General features: G+C 59.9%; 23 protein-coding genes and 1 tRNA gene. 10 read left to right on the forward strand and 14 right to left on the reverse strand.

Features of this window, described 5'->3' with window-relative positions; genetic code table 11:
- The first annotated feature begins 6 nt into the window (after positions 1–6).
- From mreC to ACEN2R_RS15725, 5 genes are read left to right on the forward strand one after another with little or no spacing between them, the layout of a single operon-like run.
- Entirely contained in the window at positions 7–930 is a 924-nt protein-coding gene (mreC, locus tag ACEN2R_RS15705; RefSeq protein WP_442043622.1) for a rod shape-determining protein MreC, read from the forward strand.
- Positions 923–1462 (forward strand): rod shape-determining protein MreD, encoded by a 540-nt coding sequence (locus ACEN2R_RS15710; RefSeq protein ID WP_442043623.1) that lies wholly within the window; start codon positions 923–925, stop codon positions 1460–1462. The genes mreC and ACEN2R_RS15710 overlap by 8 nt, the downstream gene beginning before the upstream one ends.
- Positions 1459–3411 carry a penicillin-binding protein 2 gene (gene mrdA, locus ACEN2R_RS15715; protein ID WP_442043624.1) on the forward strand — a complete coding sequence of 651 codons (1953 nt, stop codon included), beginning with the start codon at positions 1459–1461 and terminating at the stop codon, positions 3409–3411. Before ACEN2R_RS15710 ends, mrdA begins: the two co-directional genes overlap by 4 nt.
- Positions 3408–4547, forward strand: a complete 1140-nt coding sequence (rodA, locus tag ACEN2R_RS15720) for a rod shape-determining protein RodA (RefSeq protein ID WP_442043625.1) — start codon at positions 3408–3410, stop codon at positions 4545–4547. Before mrdA ends, rodA begins: the two co-directional genes overlap by 4 nt.
- Positions 4548–4550: 3 nt before the next feature.
- Positions 4551–5483: a 2-hydroxyacid dehydrogenase gene (locus tag ACEN2R_RS15725; RefSeq protein WP_442043626.1), complete on the forward strand. Its 933-nt coding sequence runs from the start codon at positions 4551–4553 to the stop codon at positions 5481–5483.
- On the opposite strand, the gene ACEN2R_RS15730 is transcribed toward ACEN2R_RS15725, so the two are convergent.
- Genes ACEN2R_RS15730 through ACEN2R_RS15785 form a run of 12 tightly spaced genes read right to left on the reverse strand, consistent with a single transcriptional unit; the run spans position 5480 to position 14567 of the window.
- Positions 5480–6271 carry an SseB family protein gene (locus ACEN2R_RS15730; protein WP_442043627.1) on the reverse strand — a complete coding sequence of 264 codons (792 nt, stop codon included), beginning with the start codon at positions 6269–6271 and terminating at the stop codon, positions 5480–5482. The genes ACEN2R_RS15725 and ACEN2R_RS15730 overlap by 4 nt on opposite strands.
- On the reverse strand, positions 6264–6863 hold the full coding sequence (locus ACEN2R_RS15735) for a uracil-DNA glycosylase family protein (RefSeq protein ID WP_442043628.1): 600 nt from the start codon (positions 6861–6863) through the stop codon (positions 6264–6266). Before ACEN2R_RS15735 ends, ACEN2R_RS15730 begins: the two co-directional genes overlap by 8 nt.
- Positions 6864–6908: 45 nt before the next feature.
- Positions 6909–8606, reverse strand: a complete 1698-nt coding sequence (locus ACEN2R_RS15740) for a Na(+)/H(+) antiporter subunit D (protein ID WP_442043629.1) — start codon at positions 8604–8606, stop codon at positions 6909–6911.
- Positions 8599–8976 (reverse strand): hypothetical protein, encoded by a 378-nt coding sequence (locus ACEN2R_RS15745; protein WP_442043630.1) that lies wholly within the window; start codon positions 8974–8976, stop codon positions 8599–8601. The genes ACEN2R_RS15740 and ACEN2R_RS15745 overlap by 8 nt, the downstream gene beginning before the upstream one ends.
- Before the next feature lie 9 nt (positions 8977–8985).
- On the reverse strand, positions 8986–10452 hold the full coding sequence (locus ACEN2R_RS15750) for a proton-conducting transporter transmembrane domain-containing protein (protein WP_442043631.1): 1467 nt from the start codon (positions 10450–10452) through the stop codon (positions 8986–8988).
- A gap of 12 nt (positions 10453–10464) precedes the next feature.
- Complete coding sequence (locus ACEN2R_RS15755; protein ID WP_442043632.1) at positions 10465–11991, reverse strand: monovalent cation/H+ antiporter subunit D family protein; 1527 nt, start codon at positions 11989–11991, stop codon at positions 10465–10467.
- A complete protein-coding gene (locus ACEN2R_RS15760; RefSeq protein WP_442043633.1) occupies positions 11991–12428 on the reverse strand; it encodes a cation:proton antiporter subunit C in 438 nt (145 codons plus the stop codon). Before ACEN2R_RS15760 ends, ACEN2R_RS15755 begins: the two co-directional genes overlap by 1 nt.
- Positions 12428–12865: a Na(+)/H(+) antiporter subunit B gene (locus ACEN2R_RS15765; protein ID WP_442043634.1), complete on the reverse strand. Its 438-nt coding sequence runs from the start codon at positions 12863–12865 to the stop codon at positions 12428–12430. The genes ACEN2R_RS15760 and ACEN2R_RS15765 overlap by 1 nt, the downstream gene beginning before the upstream one ends.
- The gene (locus ACEN2R_RS15770) at positions 12865–13434 is read right to left on the reverse strand and encodes a DUF4040 domain-containing protein (protein ID WP_442043645.1); all 570 of its coding nucleotides are present in this window, start codon (positions 13432–13434) and stop codon (positions 12865–12867) included. The genes ACEN2R_RS15765 and ACEN2R_RS15770 overlap by 1 nt, the downstream gene beginning before the upstream one ends.
- Positions 13435–13477: 43 nt before the next feature.
- Entirely contained in the window at positions 13478–13819 is a 342-nt protein-coding gene (gene mnhG / locus ACEN2R_RS15775) for a monovalent cation/H(+) antiporter subunit G (protein WP_442043635.1), read from the reverse strand.
- Positions 13820–13821: 2 nt separating this feature from the next.
- Positions 13822–14118: a monovalent cation/H+ antiporter complex subunit F gene (locus ACEN2R_RS15780; protein ID WP_442043636.1), complete on the reverse strand. Its 297-nt coding sequence runs from the start codon at positions 14116–14118 to the stop codon at positions 13822–13824.
- Positions 14115–14567: a Na+/H+ antiporter subunit E gene (locus tag ACEN2R_RS15785; RefSeq protein WP_442043637.1), complete on the reverse strand. Its 453-nt coding sequence runs from the start codon at positions 14565–14567 to the stop codon at positions 14115–14117. The genes ACEN2R_RS15780 and ACEN2R_RS15785 overlap by 4 nt, the downstream gene beginning before the upstream one ends.
- Before the next feature lie 412 nt (positions 14568–14979).
- On the opposite strand from ACEN2R_RS15785, the gene ACEN2R_RS15790 reads away from it, so the two are divergent.
- The 5 genes from ACEN2R_RS15790 (at position 14980) to ACEN2R_RS15810 (ending at position 19860) form a co-directional block, all read left to right on the forward strand.
- Positions 14980–15633, forward strand: coding sequence for an ABC transporter ATP-binding protein (locus ACEN2R_RS15790; RefSeq protein WP_442043638.1), 654 nt, complete (start codon positions 14980–14982; stop codon positions 15631–15633).
- A complete protein-coding gene (locus ACEN2R_RS15795; RefSeq protein WP_442043639.1) occupies positions 15617–17218 on the forward strand; it encodes a capsule biosynthesis protein in 1602 nt (533 codons plus the stop codon). The genes ACEN2R_RS15790 and ACEN2R_RS15795 overlap by 17 nt, the downstream gene beginning before the upstream one ends.
- Position 17219: 1 nt before the next feature.
- Positions 17220–18053, forward strand: coding sequence for a 3-deoxy-8-phosphooctulonate synthase (kdsA, locus tag ACEN2R_RS15800; protein WP_442043640.1), 834 nt, complete (start codon positions 17220–17222; stop codon positions 18051–18053).
- A gap of 80 nt (positions 18054–18133) precedes the next feature.
- Entirely contained in the window at positions 18134–19561 is a 1428-nt protein-coding gene (locus tag ACEN2R_RS15805; protein ID WP_442043646.1) for a phosphomannomutase/phosphoglucomutase, read from the forward strand.
- Between the two features lie 224 nt (positions 19562–19785).
- A tRNA-Gln gene (locus ACEN2R_RS15810) sits at positions 19786–19860 on the forward strand.
- 160 nt (positions 19861–20020) lie between these two features.
- On the opposite strand, the gene ACEN2R_RS15815 is transcribed toward ACEN2R_RS15810, so the two are convergent.
- Both ACEN2R_RS15815 and ACEN2R_RS15820 read right to left on the reverse strand, forming a co-directional pair.
- On the reverse strand, positions 20021–20401 hold the full coding sequence (locus tag ACEN2R_RS15815) for an HNH endonuclease (RefSeq protein WP_442043641.1): 381 nt from the start codon (positions 20399–20401) through the stop codon (positions 20021–20023).
- On the reverse strand, positions 20401–20687 hold a 287-nt coding region (locus tag ACEN2R_RS15820), incomplete at its 5' end, for a hypothetical protein (RefSeq protein WP_442043642.1). The genes ACEN2R_RS15815 and ACEN2R_RS15820, both read right to left, overlap by 1 nt.

A 20687-nucleotide genomic window follows, 5' to 3' on the forward strand; every position in this document is an offset into this window, starting at 1 on the left:
GCCTCCGTGGCAAAAGACCGAGGCAACAGCGACGACTACGTTCGCCCGATCAGACGCATTCTGGTCGGGCTTCTGGTCTTTGTGCTATTTGCCGTCTTCCTGATCTGGCGGATCGACAACCCGAGGGTCGAGCGGTTCCGCGCGGCCCTTGTTGACCGTGTCGTGCCCAATTTTGAATGGGCGCTGGCGCCTGTGACAAAGGGCGCGGAAATGGTCGGGCAATTCCAGTCCTACGTCCGCATCTACGAGCAAAACCAGGAGTTGCGCCGCGAGTTGCAGCAGATGAAGGCCTGGAAAGAGGCGGCGCTGCAACTTGAGCAGAAGAACGCAAAGCTGCTGGACCTGAACAAGGTCCGGCTTGACCCGGCTTTGACATTCGTGACCGGCGTTGTGCTGGCCGACAGCGGATCGCCGTTCCGGCAATCGGTGCTGCTGAATGTGGGCGACCGCGACGGGATCACCGACGGCTGGGCGACCATGGACGGGATCGGTCTGGTCGGGCGGATTTCCGGTGTCGGCCAAAACACCGCGCGTGTGATCCTGTTAACCGATTCCAACAGCCGCATTCCCGTGACGATCCAGCCATCGGGGCAAAAGGCGCTGTTGTCCGGCGACAACACCGCCACCCCCCCGATCGAGTTTCTGGAAAGCCCTGAACAGGTGCGGCCGGGCGACCGGGTGATATCCTCTGGTGACGGCGGCGTGTTTCCAGCCGGTTTGCTGGTGGGGCAAGTGGCGCAGGGGCCGGACCGGCGGTTGCGTGTCCGGCTTGCCGCCGACTACGAGCGGTTGGATTTTCTGCGCGTCCTGCGAAGCCACCGCCCCGAGGTGATCGCCGATCCCGGCTCTCTTGTCGCGCCGCCGGTGGAAAGCCAGCCCCTTTCGGATACGACAGACGTGCCGCTTGCGGGGGGCAGCACTGATGGTTGACCCGATAACAACGCGCCGCTGGATCTTTCGGGGCCTGTTTGTCGCGGCCAGCCTTTTGATCATTTTCGTGCTGCTATTGCCGCTTGATCTTTCGGCGGGCCAGCTGCCCGGACCCGATATATTGATCTGCCTGACCTACGCCTGGGTCTTGCGGCGCCCGAACTATGTTCCGGTTCTGTTGATCGCGGCGGTGTTTCTTGTGACCGACCTGTTGTTCATGCGCCCGCCCGGCCTTTTGGCGGGGCTTGTTGTCATGGGGTCGGAATTTCTGCGCGCGCGCGAATCCACGTCGCGGGAACTGACGTTCCTGCTGGAGTGGGCGATGGTCGGCGGTGTCCTGATTGCCGTAACCCTTGCCAACCGGCTGTTTTTGCTGATCGTCATGGTCGAGCAACCTGCCCTTGGTCTGGTCCTGTTACAATTCCTGACCACGCTTCTGGCCTATCCGGTGATCGTGATTATATCGCGTTACGGGCTTGGGCTTCGCAAGATCGCGCCCGGCGAGGTTGATTCATTGGGGCACAGGCTATGAAGCGTTCGCCGAAAGACACCGAATCCAGTGCGCGCACCATCAGTCGGCGTGCGCTGGTGCTGGGCGCGGCGCAGGCGGGTTTCATCGGCATTCTGGGCCTTCGCATGCGATATATGCAGGTAGATCAGGCGGATCAGTTCCGCATGCTGGCCGACGAGAACAGGATCAACATCCGGCTGCTGCCCCCCGCGCGCGGCCTGATCTTTGATCGCAACGGCATTCCCATTGCCGAGAACGAGCAGAATTACCGTATCGTCATTGTCCGCGAGGATGCGGGTGATGTTGACGAGGTGATCCAGAAGCTTTCCCGCCTTGTGCCCCTGCCCCCCGAAGAGCTGGAGCGCGCGCTGAAGGAAATGAACCGCCGCAGCCCGTTTGTGCCTGTGACAATCGCGGATCGGCTGACCTGGGAGGACATGGCAGAGGTTGCCGTCAACACCCCCGCCCTGCCCGGCATCACGCCAGAGGTCGGCCTGTCACGGCATTACCCCATGGGGGCCGATTTCGCCCATATCATCGGATACGTCGGGCCAGTCAGCGACTATGATCTGGAACGTCTGGACGATCGCGATCCGTTGCTTCAGATCCCCAAGTTCCAGATCGGCAAAACCGGTGTCGAAGCCAAGATGGAACACGATATGCGCGGCAAGGCGGGCACCAAGCGGATCGAGGTGAATGCCGTTGGCCGTGTCATGCGCGAACTGGACCGGCAAGAGGGCCAGCAGGGCGCCAACCTGCAACTGACCATCGACGCCAATCTACAAAACTTTGTGCAGGCCCGTCTGGGTGCCGAAAGCGCCGGCACGGTGGTGATGGACACCGAGACCGGCGACGTTCTGGCCATCGGGTCGACACCGGCCTTTGACCCCAACAAATTCGTGCGTGGGATCAGCGTCAAAGACTACCGCGAACTGACCGACAACATCTATCGCCCGCTGGCGAACAAGGCGGTTCAGGGTCTTTACCCCCCCGGTTCGACCTACAAGATGGTCACAGCCCTTGCGGCGCTGGAAGCGGGCGTGATCAAGCCAGAGGAAACCGTCTATTGCCCCGGCCATGTCGATGTCGCCGGTCGGCGGTTCCACTGCTGGAAGCGCGCCGGTCACGGCTGGGTCGATCTGCCCACCAGCATCGCGCAGTCCTGCGACGTTTATTATTACGATATCGCCCAACGTGTCGGGATCGACAGGATCAGCGAGATGTCCAAGAAGCTGGGCATCGGGGTGCGGCATGATCTTCCGATGTCCGCGCTCGCCGAGGGTGTATCGCCCGACAAGGCGTGGAAACAGCGCAACAAGGGCACGGATTGGGTGGTCGGCGATACGCTGAACGCCGGGATCGGGCAGGGCTTTGTTCTGGCCTCGCCGCTGCATCTGGCGGTCATGACGGCGCGCATTGCCAGCGGTCGCGCGGTAGAGCCGCGCCTGATAAAATCGGTCGACAGTCTGGATGTGCCGTTGTCAGGCGGTCAGGATCTGGGGATTGATCCCGTCAACCTTCGCCATGTCCAGCGGGCCATGTCGACGGTGATGAACAACCGTCGCGGCACCGCCTATGGCTCTCGCATCATCGACGACACGATGCTGATGGCCGGAAAGACCGGCACAAGCCAGGTCCGCAACATCACCATGGCAGAGCGTGCCCGCGGTGTGTTCAAGAACGACGACCTGCCGTGGGAACGGCGGGACCACGCGCTGTTTGTCGGGTTTGGCCCCGTCGCTGCCCCGAAATACGCGATTGCCATGCTGGTCGAACATGGCGGCGGCGGTTCGGCCGCAGCGGCCCCCATCGCGCGCGACATCCTGTTGCAGGCGATGAACGGCGGCCTGCCGTCGCTGTCGGCCTATCCCGAGAATCAGCGCAAGAAAATCGACGAGATGCAGCGCGGTCTGCAACTGCGCGATCCCGATGCGACATCGGCGACCAAGGACGGGCGGAGCCGCGCGTGAGCTATCTTGAACATAATCTGAAGACCGTTCCGGCAGGCTTTCGCAAGCTGTTCTTTCTGAACTGGCCTGTGGTTCTTTTGTTGACGGCTGTCGCATGCGTCGGATTTCTGATGCTTTATTCCGTGGCGGGCGGGTCTTTGACGCCATGGGCCGAACCGCAGATGAAGCGGTTTGTTGTCGGCATGGTGCTGATGTTCGGGGTCGCCATGGTGCCGATCTGGTTCTGGCGGAACATGGCGGGCCTCGCGTATGGTCTGTCCATACTCTTGCTTCTGGTGGTCGAATTCTTTGGTGATGTGGGCATGGGCGCGCAGCGTTGGATCGACCTTGGCTTTATTCGCTTGCAGCCCTCGGAACTGACCAAGATCACGCTGGTGATGATCCTTGCGGCTTATTACGACTGGCTGGACATCAAAAAGACCTCGCGTCCGGTCTGGGTGATCATTCCGCTGATCCTGATCCTTTTGCCGACGTTTCTGGTGTTGACGCAGCCCGATCTGGGCACGGCGATCCTTTTGGTGGCGGGCGGCGGGATCATCATGTTCCTGGCCGGTGTCCACTGGATGTATTTTGCGGCAGTTATCGCGATGGCGGTGGCGCTTGTCTTCGGGGTGTTCGAGTCGCGGGGCACGCCCTGGCAATTCCTGAAAGACTATCAATACAAGCGGATCGACACCTTCCTTGACCCCTCGACCGATCCGTTGGGGGCCGGCTATCATATCACGCAGGCCAATATCGCGCTGGGATCGGGGGGCTGGACCGGTCGCGGCTACATGCAGGGCACCCAAAGCCGCCTGAACTTTTTGCCGGAAAAGCACACCGACTTTATCTTTACCACCCTGGCCGAGGAATTCGGCTTTGTCGGGGCGTTTTCCTTGCTGGTGCTTTACGCGCTGATCATCTTTTTCTGCATCGTCTCTGCGATGAACAACAAGGACAGGTTTGCGTCCTTGTTGACCCTTGGCGTTGCGGCGACCTTTTTCCTGTTCTTTGCGGTGAATATGTCCATGGTGATGGGGCTTGCACCCGTCGTCGGCGTGCCGCTGCCTATGGTGTCCTATGGCGGATCGGCGATGCTTGTGCTGTTGGTGGCCTTCGGCCTCACCCAAAGCGCCCATGTCCACAGACCGAGGTAACAAATGCCGATCAATGTCCTTTTCGCCGCCAAACCTGAAAGATGGAGCACCTACGGCCCCGCCCTGAAACGGGCCTTCGACGAGGTCGGTCTGGACGTGGATCTGCGGCCGGATTTCGACCCCGCCGAGGTCGATTACCTTGTCTATGCGCCGAACGGGTCGGTCACCGATTTCACCCCCTTTACCCGCGCCAAGGCGGTTCTGAACCTTTGGGCCGGGGTCGAGGATGTGGTCGGCAACACGACCTTGCATATCCCGCTGGCGCGGATGGTGGACGACGGATTGACCGAAGGCATGGTTGAATGGGTGGTCGGGCACACATTGCGCCACCATCTGGGAATTGACCTGCATATCCACGGGCAGGACGGGCAATGGCGCGCCCATGTTCCGCCTTTGGCGCGCGACCGCAAAGTCGGCATTCTGGGGTTGGGAGAGTTAGGCCGCGAATGCGCCTATGCCCTGCGAGAGCTGAAATTCGACGTGGCCGGTTGGAGCAGGTCGGAAAAGCAGTTGAACGGCGTTAAATGCTACCATGGCGATGCCGGCCTTCGGACTGTTCTAGGCCGTTCTGAAATCCTGATCCTGTTGTTGCCACTGACCGGGGACACCCGTGATCTGCTGGATGCAAAGCGTCTGGCGCTGCTACCCGAGGGGGCTGTCATCATCAACCCCGGTCGCGGGCCTTTGATCGATGACGCGGCGCTGTTGGACGCGCTGGACAGTGGCCGGATCGGCCATGCCACACTGGATGTGTTCCGGGTAGAGCCGCTTCCGGTGGATCACCCGTTCTGGACCCACCCGCGCGTGACGGTCACCCCGCATATCGCATCCGAAACGCGGCCCGAAAGCGCGTCACGGGTGATTGCGGAAAACATCCGGCGGGGCGAGGCCGGCGCGCCCTTCATGCATCTTGTGAACCGCGATCTGGGCTACTAGCGCAGAACCGGCGGTTTCTGCGGGTCCATTCCGGGGGCTGCGGGGCTGACGCGCTGTGCTGCCGAGACCTTTGGCAGATCAAAGCGCAGACCGACCAGCGCCAGTTTCGCGCAGATCGGATCAGAGGCGGCAAAGAACGCGACGTCCATCTGCCCGGCCTCTATCCCGCTGAAGGTCAGCGCCTCGCCCGCAGCCTGTGCCAGTGCGGCATTCGCGCCCTCGACCGTGTTCACAAAGGCCAGCAGGTGGCTGCGGCGGTTCCCCTCGTATGTGACCCCGACCAGAAAGGCCAGTTGCGCCAGACCGGCCGCCAGCGCCAGCTTCGTATCCAGCGCCGAGATCAGCGTTTCGGGCAGGCCTGCGGGGGCGGTGACTTCCAGCGGGCGCTCCTCGATCTCGGAGGGGCGATTGCCCAGCGTCTCTGCCAGCCAGAGCACCGCCTCTTCGGGGATCAGGATGCTGGACGGCGCCACACCAAGGTTCACGCCCAACCCGATCCCCTCGCCCGCCAGCATCTGTGCGACAACACGACCGGGCAAGGCTGCATAGGGGGCCACGTCGCCAACGAAGGCCGACAGGCGGTCCTCGCGGTCGAACACCAGAACGAATGTGCCGCCTTCGACGGGAAAGACCGACGGCGTGATGTCTTCGCCCTCGGGGTCGTTGTCCAGCAGCACGAAAAGTTCGCTGTCGGCAAGACGTTCATAGAACTTCAATCGCAGGGCGTCATCGTCGGGTGACTGTTCCATCGCGGTGTGGGCTTTGTCGAGTGGGGTGATCTCAGTCATCTTGCAATACCTCGCGCACACGGCGTTTCAGGGCGGGCAACAGGTCTGCCTCGAACCACGGGTTTCTCTTTATCCAGCCCGTATTCCGCCAAGACGGATGGGGCAAGGGAAAGACGTGCGGCGCATGGTCCTGCCATGCCGCAACACGCTGCGTTACCGCCATTCGGCCCAGATGCCAGCCTTGGGCATAGCCGCCAACCAGCAGGGTCAAGGGCATCGGGCCAAGCGCCTGCAAGACCGGCGCGCGCCATGTGTCGGCGCAGATCCGGGGCGGCGGAAGGTCGGCCCCCTTGGCGTCATACCCCGGAAAGCAGAACCCCATGGGAAGGATGGCAATGCGGCTGCGGTCATAGAATGCGGGCCTGTCCAACCCCGTCCAGTTGCGCAGGCGGTCGCCAGAGGGATCGTCAAAGGGAATACCGGAGCGGTGTACCCGCATGCCCGGCGCCTGCCCTGCGATCAGTATTCTGGCCCCTTGCCCGACCCAGAACACCGGACGGGGCCGGTGCCCTGTGGGGGTCCGCGCAAACCGGTCGGCGCATAGGCTGCACCGCGCGATGTCAGCACCAAGGCGCGACAGTGGGAATGTCATACGACCACGCTTTCCACAACACCCCCGCCCCCGACGTGCGCAGGCCTAGCTGCTGAAGTTGATGACCAGCGTAACACCCAGAAGGATCGCGATCCAGATGACCATTGCCCCTGTCGGCCAAACCTTGGCGATCTGCCCTTCTGGCCCATGAGAGCGGTAAAGCCGTTCGATCATCCCATTGACACCCCGCGTCCAGAACGCGCTTTGCGTCGCCCAAAGGGATGACACGACAGAGGCGACGAACCCGATAATCTGCGGGAACAGGCGGCGGTAGGTCCAGTCCGTATCGAGGTTCACCGAGCGCAGTTCGGGCGGATAGATCCGGGTCAGCATCAGGATCGTGAACGCCAGAGCCGAGAAGAACAGAAGCTGCAGCTGCGTGATTACGTGGGTCGTCGTATAGGGAACATAGTCCACCTTGAACGGAAGCAACGCATACAACGGCGCCGGATAGACGCCGATGGCGATGCACAGGAACGCCGTCAGGCCCATCGCCAGCAGCATATGTGTCGGCGCCTCTTTCGGGCGCAACCCGCTGTCGTGGGCGAAAAAGGCGAAATAGGGAATCTTGATGCCCGAATGGTGGAACACACCGGCCGAGGCGAACAGCAGGATCGCCCAGACATAATAGTGCTTTTCATCAACCGAGGCCGACAAAATCAGCGACTTGGTGACAAATCCCGAGAACAGCGGAAAGGCCGAGATCGAAGCCGCTCCGACGACGCAGAAGATCATCGTCAGTGGCATGGTCTTGTAAAGCCCGCCCAGTTCCGAGCCCTTGGCGGTGCCGGTGCGGAACATCACCGCGCCCACCGACATGAACAGGAGCGCCTTGTACAGGATATGGGCAAAGGCGTGGGCTGCGGTTCCGTTCAGGGCCATCTCTGTGCCGATGCCAATGCCCACAACCATGAATCCAAGCTGGTTGTTCAGACTATAGGCAAGCACCCTGCGCAGGTCGTTCTCGATCACAGCGAAGAAGATCGGGAATAACGTCATGACCGCGCCAATGTAGATCAGGATTTCGGTGCCCGGAAAGCCTCGCGCCAGCGCATAGACGGCAAGCTTTGTGGTGAAGGCCGACAAGATCACCGTGCCGGTTATGGTGGCTGCGGGATAACTGTCCTGCAACCAGTTGTGCAGCATCGGGAAGGCGCATTTGATTCCGAAGGCCAGAAAGATCAGCCAGGTGCCGAGGCTGCCCAGCGTCATCTTTTCAAAAGCAAGCGAACCTGTTTCACGATAGAACAGCGCCGCCCCCGCCAATAATAACACGCCGGACCCGATCTGGATCAACAGATAGCGCATGCCAGTGTGGTAGGCCCCCTCGGTCCGCCGCGCCCAGATCAGAAACACCGACGTAATCGCCGTTCCTTCCCAGAAGAGAAACAACGTGACCAGATCGCCCGCGAAAACCGCGCCAATCGCGGAACCGGCATAAAGCAGTGCAGCCACCTGCTGGACCGTGTCTCGCACATGCCAAGCATAAAGATTCCCGAGGAACGCCGCGATCGAGAAGATCAGCGCGAAAATGCGCGCCAATGGATCCACGCGCAAGAAATCCAGGTCCAGCCCCATCAAGCGGACAGTCCACAGGTGCCCCTCGGGCAGGGACCAGACCATCAGCCCTGAAAGCACCGGAACCAGCAACAGCAGCGCCGCGCGGGCCGGTCCCTTGGGCAGGGCCAGCAATAGCGCGGCCCCCGCAAAGAACAGAAAAGCGACAGGAAAGCCGTCAATCATTGTGACTAATCCTCTCTAACTGGTCCTCGGGATAGTCCTCGGACTCTATGTCGTGGGGGGCGTAGAAATCCTCGGGCCGCTTCAGAAGCACACGCAGAGCCTTGGCGCAAATCACAAGGGCGGCGCACATGAAGAAACCGTAGAGCGCATAAAAGCCGGGAACACGCTCGATTGCCACGTAGGTATGCTTGTCATAGATGAAATCGGCAAGGAACAGGCAAGCACACAGGAAATAAAGCGCATAGCAAATGCGCTGGACGTTCTTCTTTTCATCCACCCACAGCAAAGCGCGGCCCAGAGCGGGAAAGCCACTGGTATCTTCCTTGCGCTTCGGCTTTGTGCCCGTCGATGTCTTGGTGTTACGCGCCATTATGTCCCCCTATTCCGTGGCCACGATGGGCGCGAGAAAGCTTTGCAAGTCGCCGGCGATGAAAAACAGGATCAGGCAGCCGAATGCGGTCAACGCCGGCGGCAGCCATACGAGCCAGGGCGATTCCGCGAACGCGACCTTGTCCGGCGCGCCGGGTGCCCGCAGGAAGAACCCTTTACCGATGATCGGCAACAGATAAGCCACGTTCAACAAAGAGCTACCCATCAGGACCGCGATCATGACCCATTGGCCGGTGTCGGCGGCGCCGACGATCAACAGCCACTTGCTCCATGATCCGCCCAGCGGTGGCAGCCCGATGATCGACAGCGCGCCGATCAGAAACGCCGCGTAGGTGATCGGCATGGCTCGGCCAAGCCCGGTCATCTGGCTGATGTTGGTTTTATGCGTCGCGACATAGATAGAGCCCGCGCACATGAACAAGGTGATCTTGCCCATCGCGTGCATGGCGATATGCATTCCGCCGCCGATGGCCCCCATCGAGGTGGCAAGCGCCATGCCGAGGGTGATGTAGGACAGCTGGCTGATCGTCGAATAGGCCAGCCGCGCCTTCAGGTTGTCCTTGGTCAGCGCCACGACCGAAGCCGCGATGATCGAGAACGCGGCCAGCCACATCAGCCAGACCGACGCACCCGTTTCCGCCAGAAAGTCGATACCGAAGATATAGATGCCCACCTTCAGCATGGTGAAAACGCCCGCCTTCACCACGGCAACCGCGTGCAGCAAGGCACTGACCGGCGTGGGGGCGACCATGGCAGCAGGCAGCCAGCGGTGGAACGGCATAAGCGCCGCCTTGCCGATCCCGAAGGCATAAAACGCCAGCAATACCGCAACCATCGGCCCGGCGATATGCCCTTCCAGGATGCCGCCTTTGGTAAAGTCCAGCGTGCCCGCCACCGAAAAGGTCCAGATGATCGCGAACATTTGCAGGCCGATCGAGGTGCCAAGCAGGATACCAAGATAGGTGCGCGCGCCGCGGATCGCTTCTGGTGTGCCTTTGTGGGCGACCAGCGGATAGGTGGACAGGGTCAGCGCCTCGTAGAACAGGAACAGCGTGAACATATTGGCCGAGAACGCAATCCCCATGACAGAGAAGATCGCGAACGAGAAACAGGCGAAGAACCTTGCGTGGTGGTCCTCGTTGTTGCCGCGCATGTAGCCGATGCCATAAAGATGCGTGACGATCCAAAGGCCGGAGGCGACGATGGCAAACAACAGGCCCAGCGGTTCGACGTTGAAGGCCAGATCAAGGCCGGGCATCACCGTGCCCAGCACCAGCGGTTCGGTGGTGCCGTTGCCGACATTCGTCAGGATGGTCAGAACCATCAGGAAGGTCGCGACCGCGGCGGCAAGCGTCAGACCGTCACGCAGGTTCGGCGCATTGCGAAACACAAGGTTGGTCACCACGGCGCAGGCCGGGATCACCATGGTCAGCAAGATGGCTGTATTTGTATCCACGTTTCCGTCGCCCTACTGCATGCCAGCCGTCCCCGCCAACAGCCCTTGGGCCGCCGTCAGGGACGCGCTGAGCGTGATATTGGTGTCGAGACCGAAATAGATGCAGGCCAGCGCCATGATCCACATCGGCACAAGCATCGACAGCGGCGCCTCTGTTGCGGTCGTGCCTTTGGCAGGTTTTTCCAGATAAAGGGTCTCGATGACCCGCCAGACGTAGATGACCGCCAGAAGCGAGGATGCCACGACCAACAACGCCACGGGCCACCAGCCCTTTTCAAGCGCGGCCTGAACCAGCGTCCATTTTGAAATGAAACCCGCCGTTCCGGGCACCCCGATCAGGCTGAGCCCCGCGATAACCATTGCGGCACTTGTCCATGGCATGGTTTTCCCCAAGCCCCGGATATCGTCATAGAACGACCCGCCCGACCGCAACACATAGGCCCCCACCCCCATGAACAATGTGGCCTTTGTGATGCCGTGGTTGAACAGGTGAACGATGGCCGCCGTCAGGCCGGTTTCCGTAAGAAGCGAAATGCCCAGCAGCATGTAGCCGATCTGCGCGATGCTGGAATAGGCCAGCATCCGTTTGAAATCGGTCTGGAACACCGCGATGAACGAGGCCGCGAACATCGCGAGGACCGCGAAGGGCAGGATGATGAATTCCAGCGTGTTCTGCGCGAACAGGAACGTGGGCTGGAATATCGAGAACATGAAGCGCAGCAGCACATAGATCGCGACCTTGGTGGCCGTTGCCGCCAGAAAGGCCGTAACCGACGAGGGCGCGTAGGTATAGGCGTTGGGCAGCCACAGGTGCAGCGGATAGATCGCGACTTTCAGCCCGACGCCCACAACGATAAAGGCAAAGGCCGCGCGCACTGTCCTGCTGGACCCCTGATCGGCAATACGCTCTGCCAGATCGGCCATGTTTAGCGTACCGGTCGCCATATACAGCAGCCCCAGACCGATCACAAAGAACGTGGCACCGATGGTGCCCATGATCAGATAGTCATAGGCTGCCGTCAGCGCCCGTTTGTCCCGGTACGCCCCCTGCGCGATCAGCACATAAGTGGCCAGCGACGAGATTTCGAGAAAGACGAAAACGTTGAACGCGTCACCGGTGATCGCAACCCCCAGAAGGCCGGTCAGGCACAGCATGATCACCGCGTAGAACAGGGTATGGTGCCGCACGGGCACCTCTGATTTCAGGCTGTCGCGCGCATAAAGCAGCACAATGGTGCCGATCCCCGACACCAGCAGCAGCACAAAGGCGTTCGCCGCATCAACACGGTATTCGATGCCAAGCGGCGGCGCCCAGCCCCCGATATGGTAGGATATGATGCCGCCGCCGATGACCTGCGTCAGCAGCATAACGGAGATGGCGAATGCGATCGCACTGGTGGCAAAGGCGATCGGCCAGGCCAGCCTGCGGCTGCCGATCAGAACAATCAGGGGTGCGGCGACAAAGGGCACCAGAACCTGCAACACAGGCAGGTGGTCGGTCAGCGTCAGCGCCGCGTGTTCGATGGCTTCGGATTGCATCAGGCCCGTCCACCCATCGCTTCGCCGTGTGTCCGGTTTTCGACCGCAGCAAGTTCCTGTTCAATCGTCAAGATGCGGTCTTCCTCGATGGTGCCGTATTCCTCGCGGATTCGCACAATCAGCGCCAGCCCCAGCGAGGTGGTTGCGACGCCGACAACGATGGCCGTCAGGATCAGCACATGCGGCAGGGGGTTGGAATAGACCACAGTGGGGTCGATGTTCATATCCACGGGAAAGATCGGCGCGGTGCCGCCCTGAACCTTGCCCATCGAGATATAGAGCATGAAAACAGCGGTTTGAAAGATGTTCAGCCCGACAATCTTTTTCACAAGATTGCCCTTGGCCACGACAATATATAGCCCCGTCATCATCAGCACGATGAACAGCCAGTAGTTCAGATGCCCGACGATAAACGCCCAGGTGAATTCTTCGGCCATCACCAATCCTCGTCTTTGATCGGCGCGCGGGCCGCGAATGCGTAATAGATCGCGACCATCACACCGGTCACCGTGATGCCCACGCCCGCCTCGACCAGCAGGATGCCGTAGTGCTGACCATGCACCGGATGAAGCGGGCTAAGCGCGCTGTAATCAAGAAAGTGGTAGCCGGTAAACAGGCTGACAATGCCGGTGCCCGCATAGATCAGCACCCCCAGCGCCAGCAACTTGTGCACCAGCCACGGCGGGAAGACCTGCTGGACTTTCGCAAGGCTGAACACGATCCCGTAGATGATAAAGGCCACGGCCATGATCACACCGGCCTGGAACCCGCCACCGGGGGAATAGTCGCCGTGAAACTGCACGTAGAACGCGAATAGAATGATCGTTCCGACCAGAAGCTTTGTTGTGACGCGCAGGATGAGGTGATGATGCATCAGGCCTGCCCCCCTTCATCGCGATCTTCGTCGTCGTCCTCGCGGCGGCGACGCAATCCGCTGATCAACAGCAGCACCCCGATACCGGCTGTAAACACAACGGCTGTTTCCCCAAGCGTATCATAGCCGCGATAACTGGCCAGAATGGCGGTCACGACGTTCGGAACGCCGATTTCGTGTGGGGTGCGCGCCAGATATTCGGGGGCGACATGGAGTTGGGCAGGCGCGGCGGGATCCCCGAAATTCGGCATATCCAGCGTGCCATACATCAACGCGGCACCGGTGACGAGCACCACGAACAAGGGGACCAATGGCGAATGTTTGCCCGGCTCTTCCTCGCGCGCGGTCAGGGCAAGCGTTCCCAGCATCAGGACGGTGGAAATGCCCGCGCCGACAGCGGCCTCGGTAAAGGCCACATCGACAGCATCCAGCGTGACCAGAAGCAACGCGGACAAAAGGCTGAACACACCCGACAGCATCACGATCGCGAACAAGCTGCGCACGCGCACCGCTGACACTGCGGTCACCACAAGCATGGTGAAAAGAACGATATTGATGAAGGTTTCGATAGCTCACCTGCCGCTTTGATTATTTCCCGCGATCCGTGCCGGATCAGGACTGTTTCTTTGGTTCCGTGCCCGTCAGGCCCTGTGCTTCTTTCGGGCGCAAACCCGAGATGAGTGCCGCATTCGCGACCGCATGCGTGGATGTCGGGCCGGTGACGAACAGGAACACACCGATGATGACCAGCTTGACCGCCACAAGCGTTGGCCCCGCCTGAAGCGCCATACCGCCCAGCAACAAGATCGCCCCTGCGGAATCGGTGATGGATGCCGCGTGAAGCCGCGCCCAGAAGTCGGGAAAACGCAACGTGCCAACGGCCCCCACGATGACAAAGAACGATCCCGTAAGGATAAGGGCCCAGCTCAGGACAAGGACAATGATGTCGGCCATACTTATGCCTCTTCTTTCGGGTCGGACGGCACGGGTACCACGCCACCAATGGAACGGTAGCGGAAGTATTTGAGGATCGCGATCGTGCCCACGAAATTGATCAGCGCGTAAAGCAGCGCGATATCAAGGAAATCGGGCCGCCCGTTCAAGAACCCGAGAATGCCGATGAACAGCACCGTATGTGTCCCAAAAGAGTTCACGGCAAGCACACGGTCATAAAGCGTCGGCCCAGAAATCAGGCGGATCAGGACAAGAACCATCGCAATGAAAACGGCAATCGCCGCAACAGCAAACATCATGCAGCCCCCATGGCTTCGATCGCGGTGACCCTGCGATCCATATCCGCCAGCGCGATATGGTCATGCGCCGAATAGGCTAGGGCGTGCACCAGAAAATGGCCCGGTTCGACCTCGACGGAAATTGTGCCGGGGGTCAAGGTGATGGAATTGGCAAAGATAACCTGCCCCAGATCGCTGCGCTGGGTGTAGCGGACCGAAAACAAATGCTGCCGCATTTCCATGCCGGGCGACAGGACGATCTTTGTGACAGTCCAGTTCGCCTTTGCGATTTCGACCAGCAGCCAGACGATATACTGCGCGGTCTTGATCGGCTTCAGCCGGATATCAAGGTGATCCCCATCGACGGCATCCATGCGTTTCGCCACAAGGACAACAACCAGAACCGAGGCAACCCCGAAGCCGATTATCAGCGGTTCATACAACCCGGACATCAAAAGCCAGAGCGCCATGAGTATAAATGCCGTACCGATCGTTCGCACCCGATTCACCCTATGTCCCGTTCGCCATCCCGCAGCGCCCTACCTGATCTTTACGGCGGTTTTTACGCCAGTGTTACGCACTCTATAAAAAAGAATGGTGGCGGTGTATACATCCGCGGGCAAGAGTTTCTTAATTCTGCCCTTGATAGGGGTCACGCGCCAGATCGGCTGTGCGCGGCGGCAAAGCGCCTGTATCTGTAAATATACCGTGTGATTTTGCCCAAAATCAGCCGTAATGCAGGGATACAGGTTGCATAAAAGGCAGGTCAGAGCACATAGTCACCAACAGGTTCAGCCCGTTCGGTATACTATTGTTAGGGCATGACCAGTAAGCTTGCGGAGCCAAGCAAGCATGGCAATTGAATGAGCGGGACAGATCCCAATGTTGGAGTTCGCGAACGTCAGTAAGTCCTTTTGGACCGGGAAACAGCGCAAGGTTATTCTTGACCGGGCGTCGTTTCGCGTGGAACGCGGCAATTCTCTGGGCATTCTTGCCCCCAACGGCACCGGCAAGACCACGATCATCAATATGATGGCCGGACTGGAAAAGCCCGATGAGGGCGAGATCAGGCGGTCGTGTCGCATATCCTTTCCGCTGGGGTTCATGGGCGGCGTCGTGAACAAGCATACCGGCATGGAAAATGCCCGCTTCATCGCGCGGCTCTATCAGCTTGACCCCGATTACGTCGAAGCCTTCTGTCGCTGGCTGTGCGGGATCGAGGAATATTTCGACATGCCCGTCGGCACCTATAGTTCGGGGATGCGGTCGCGGTTCTGTTTTGCCCTGATGCTGGCGCTGGATTTCGATATATACCTGATCGACGAGGGCATGCCGAGCAGCACGGATATCGAGTTCAACAGAAAAGCCGGTTCCATCCTGAAGGAGCGGTTTGAAAATACGACTGTGATTATCGTCTCGCATCAGCCAGAGACGCTTGAAAAGTTCTGCCGCTCTGCCGCCGTGTTGCGGGACGGGCAGCTTTATATGTTTGATACTCTGGAAGAGGCGAAAAGGCTTTATGACTACACTGCCTAAGGCTAAGAAATTCCGGATCCGCAGAAGCGGATCGCTTGCAACCGGTGCCGCGCGCGAGGCCGGGGCGGACGCAGCCCCGATGCCGCGCCGCGAGGCGGTCGCCAATGATATGACACCGAAAGCAATGAGTGGCGATATCAGCGACAGCAAGGAAGTTGCGGGCGAACAGGATGTCGCCGAAATCCGCAAGGAAGGTCTGACAGGACGCCAGCTGCGGATGGCACGGCGCGTAGCCCAGAAGCACGGGCTTGCGCCCACCTCCGACTTTGATGCGATCCGGCTGTTGCGGGCGGAAGGGATCGACCCGTTCCAACGCTCGACCATGCTGGAGCTTGTCACGCCCGATAACCTTCCGGGGGAACGCCCCGTTCAACTGCCCCAGACGGTTCCCGCAAAGCAGACGCTGCCGTCTGCCGACCTGTATTCCGAAGACACCCGCGCCCGCGAGATTGTCAAAATCCAGCGCGACATCGCCAAACGCCGCCGCCGCAAACTGGCATTGCTGGTCACACGGCTGTCATTCTTTGTTGTGCTGCCGTCGCTGATTGCCGCGTATTATTTCTATGTGCTTGCGACACCGATGTATGCCAGCAAATCCGAATTCGTCATTCAGCAGGCTCAGGCCCAGTCCAGCGCGGGCGGCCTGTCCAGCATGTTCTCTGGCACGCAGTTCGCGACACAGCAGGATTCCATCGCCGTTCAGGGGTATTTGCAATCGCGGGACGCGATGCTGCGGCTGAACGAGGACAAGGGTTTCAAACAGCATTTCGAGGATCAGAGCATCGACCCGATTCAGCGCCTTGATCCCGGCGCCACGAACGAGGCGGCATACCGTCTATACAAACGGCACGTCAAGATCGGCTATGATCCGACCGAAGGCATCATCAAAATGGAGGTGATCGCCGCCGATCCCGTGCTCAGCAAGGCCTTTTCGGAATCGCTTATCTCTTATGCCGAACAGCAGGTCGATCAATTGACCCAACGCCTGCGCGAAGACCAGATGCAGGGCGCGCGGGGCAGTTTTGACACCGCAGAGCGCCAGATGCTCGAGGCCCAGCAAGATGTGCTGAAACTGCAAGAGGCGCGCGGCATTCTAAGCGCCGAAGCCGAAGTCAGTTCGTTGATGGGGCAGATTTCCACCTTCGAGGTCGAGCTGAAAACACGCCAGCTGGCCTTGTTGGAGCTGAAGGCGAACCCGCGCCCCAATGCCACCAAAGTCGGCGTCGCGGAGCGCGAGATCGAGCGGTTCAAAGACCTGATCAAAAGCATGCGCTCGGAACTGACCCAGGGTGACGACAAGACATCGTCGCTGGCCAAGGTAACGGGCGAACTGGTGGTGGCAGAGGCGAACATGCAAACCAAACAGCTTTTGCTGAGTCAGGCGCTGCAACAGCTGGAAACAGCGCGGATCGAGGCGAACCGTCAGGTGCGTTATTTGTCCATGGGTGTGAACCCGACCGCGCCCGACGAGGCCGCCTATCCGCGTGCGTTCGAGAATACGCTTCTGGCCTTTGTCATCTTCGGTGGCATATATCTGATGTTCTCGCTGACCGCGTCCATCCTTCGTGAACAGGTATCTTCGTAATATGAAAACCCTAGACATTGGCGACCTGAAGGTCGGGAACGACAACCCTTTGACCGTCATCGCGGGGCCCTGCCAGCTTGAAAGCTTTGACCACGCCATGATGATCGCACGCGTCATGAAAGACGCCTGCGCCGCCGTTGGTGCGCAGTTCGTGTTCAAGGCATCCTACGACAAGGCCAACAGAACCTCTTTAGGGGGCATGCGCGGTCTTGGTCTGGAAAAGGGGCTTCAGGTTCTGGCCGATGTGAAGGCCAGTCTGGGCGTTCCGGTTCTGACCGACATCCACACGGCCGACCAATGCGCCATCGCGGCGCAGGCGGTGGATATCCTGCAAATTCCGGCATTCCTGTGCCGTCAGACCGATCTTTTGCTGGCAGCCGGCGAAACCGGTGCCGTCATCAACGTGAAAAAGGGGCAGTTTCTGGCCCCCTGGGATATGCCAAACGTCGTGTCCAAGGTGGAAAGCACCGGCAACACCCGCATCATGTTGACGGAACGCGGCACCAGCTTTGGCTACAACACGCTTGTCGCCGATATGCGCAGTCTGCCGACGATGATGAAAACCGGCTATCCGGTGGTGATGGACGCCACCCATTCGGTGCAACAGCCCGGCGGTCAGGGCGGATCCTCGGGTGGCCAGCGCGAATTCGCGCCGGTGATGGCGCGGGCGGCTGTGTCGCTTGGCATTGCCGCTGTGTTCATTGAAACGCACGAAGCACCTGAAACGGCGCCTTCGGATGGCCCGAACATGATCCCGCTGACCGCGATGCCTGCCCTGCTGCGGACATTGATGCGGCTTGATGCCGTGGCCAAAGAGGACCCGATCCGACTGTAGCTTTCAAGAACGGGATTTTATCAGTGAACAGACCTTCACCGGTTGTTACGCCGAACACCTGGGCATTTCTGCGGGACGCGATGATCGCCCCCACAGGGTTTCGCGAATATGATGCGCGCTGGAAGTATCCAGAGGAAATCAACCTGCCCGGCATGACCGCGCTTGGTCTCGGGCTTGGCACACAGATGTTCGCGCGCGGGATTGCGCCGGTGATCGCGGTCGGAAACGATTACCGTGATTATTCGCTGTCCATCAAAAACGCGCTGATGCTTGGCCTGATGCAGGCCGGTATTCACGTCAAGGACATCGGCCCCGCCTTGTCGCCCATGGCCTATTTCGCACAGTTCCATCTGGATGCGGCAGCCGTAGCGATGGTCACCGCCAGCCATAATCCGAACGGCTGGACAGGTGTCAAAATGGGCTTTGAACGGCCGCTGACCCATGGCACCGATGACATGGCAGAGCTGCGGGACATCGTGCTGAACGGTCGGGGCGTTCGCCGTGACGGCGGGCGCTATGACTTCGTCAATGGCGTAAAAGAGGCCTATCTGGACGATCTGGTCGGCGACTTCAAAATGTCGCGCCCGCTCAAGGTTGTCTGTGCGGCGGGCAATGGAACGGCATCTGCCTTTGCGCCCGAACTTTTTGCGCGGATGGGCGTAGACGTGGTGCCGCTGCACACGAACCTTGACTACACCTTCCCCAACTACAACCCGAACCCCGAAGCGATGGAAATGTTGCATGACATGTCCCGTGCCGTGACTGAGTCCGACGCGGATATCGCACTTGGGTTTGATGGTGACGGTGATCGTTGCGGCGTTGTCGACGACGAGGGCATAGAGATTTTCGCAGATAAGGTCGGCGTCATCATGGCACGCGATCTGGCCAGACTGTACCCCGGCGCCACCTTTGTGGCCGATGTGAAATCTACCGGCCTTTTCGCCTCTGATCCCGAGCTGAAGAAGCATGGCATCAAGGCGGATTACTGGAAAACCGGCCACAGCCATATGAAGCGGCGGGTCAAGGAGCTCGGGGCGCTGGCCGGCTTCGAGAAATCGGGCCATTACTTCCTCGCCGAACCGATCGGCCGCGGCTATGATTGCGGCATGCGCGTCGCGGTCGAACTGTGCAAGCTGATGGACCGCAATCCCGACAAATCCATGTCCGATCTGCGCAAGGCCCTGCCCGTCACCTTTGCAACCCCGACGATGTCGCCCCACTGTCCCGACACGCTGAAATACGGCGTTCTGGACCGCGTGGTTGCGCAACTGGTCAGGCTGGACACCCTTGCGGGCCGCAAGGTGGAACAGGTCGTTACGGTGAACGGCGCGCGGGTGATCCTGGACAACGGCGCATGGGGCCTTGTCCGCGCCTCCTCGAACACGCCCAATCTGGTGGTGGTCTGCGAAAGCCCCGAAAGCGACGCCGAGATGCGCGCAATCTTCGAAGACCTCGATGCGATTCTGCGCACGGAGCCCTCGGTCGGCGACTACGATCAGAAAATCTGACGCGGTGGCGGCCTACGCGCCCTTGAAACAGTGTTTTCGGCAGGATTTCGGCCAGTGATGAAAGCGCCAATCCCCCGGACCGCCTATGTGGAATGGCCCCGTGCGTTTCCCGTCGCCCACCCCGCCGACCCCTTGCGAAAAATAACCGCCTGGCCACATGCACTTTTTCCTAGATGGGGGCTTGAACACCGCGCATACTCGTCGTAATTACGCCTCCACACTGTTGGGGTGTAGCCAAGTGGTAAGGCAACGCTTTTTGGTAGCGTGTACCGTAGGTTCGAATCCTACCACCCCAGCCAGTGGTCCCCAGACCTTTGCAGCATAGCCAGCCCCGTCAGCCGGGAGGTCAATAATGCCCCTAAAAATGCCCCAGTAAATCGAGTGTGCCGAGGGCCAGCGAAGGCCCCCAGCGGGTTTAACGGGTTTCAGCAGACTGACTTGTCTTCTGCTAGCTCACGGTCATAGCAAGCCGAAGTCCAGCCCATTCGCCAACACCTCCCAGTCATCTCGCTTATTGTCCTCCTTAGAGCCAATCTCGAGGTGGTCCGGGTTAATACAACGGCGATTATGGCAGCGGTGTCGCACCACATCTTCCGTCGTCGCCTCGAGCTGATCCGTGACACAGAAAACGAACCTGTAAGCCGCCTTCTGTTGCCCCTTGAACCGGACCTTCCTCGGGGTTACCGTCGGCGTCACGATGCAGCCGTTTTGATCCCTTACCGCTTCCTTCAAAAGCCCCGCGACCCTTTCCAACGCTTCAGGCAAGTGGTTCTCAATAATAAACGACCAATAGTCTGACGAACCGTCAGTCAGTGTGAATTCGATCGACGTGTCATCCATCACAAGATCACCTCGAAATCCATCAAGCCACTATCTAGGTTAGCAAGGTTATCAGTCAGTTTCACCTTGGAACCATCTGGTGCAATCACCATGCCGCGATCAATGACGAAGCCGGGACGCACCCATATTCCCCGTGCATAGTCCACTCCTCCCCACTTCACTTTGGACTTGGTCCACCCCAGTTCGGGCATCATGTGTTTGACCGAATTGAGAGGTGGCTCGGTTTGTTTGAACAGGTTCCGTGGGTTCCTTAAGTGGATTTCCGCCTTGGTTACGCTGCCACCAA

This window comes from Pseudogemmobacter sp. W21_MBD1_M6 (assembly GCF_052119585.1).
Taxonomy (GTDB): domain Bacteria; phylum Pseudomonadota; class Alphaproteobacteria; order Rhodobacterales; family Rhodobacteraceae; genus JBGQOJ01.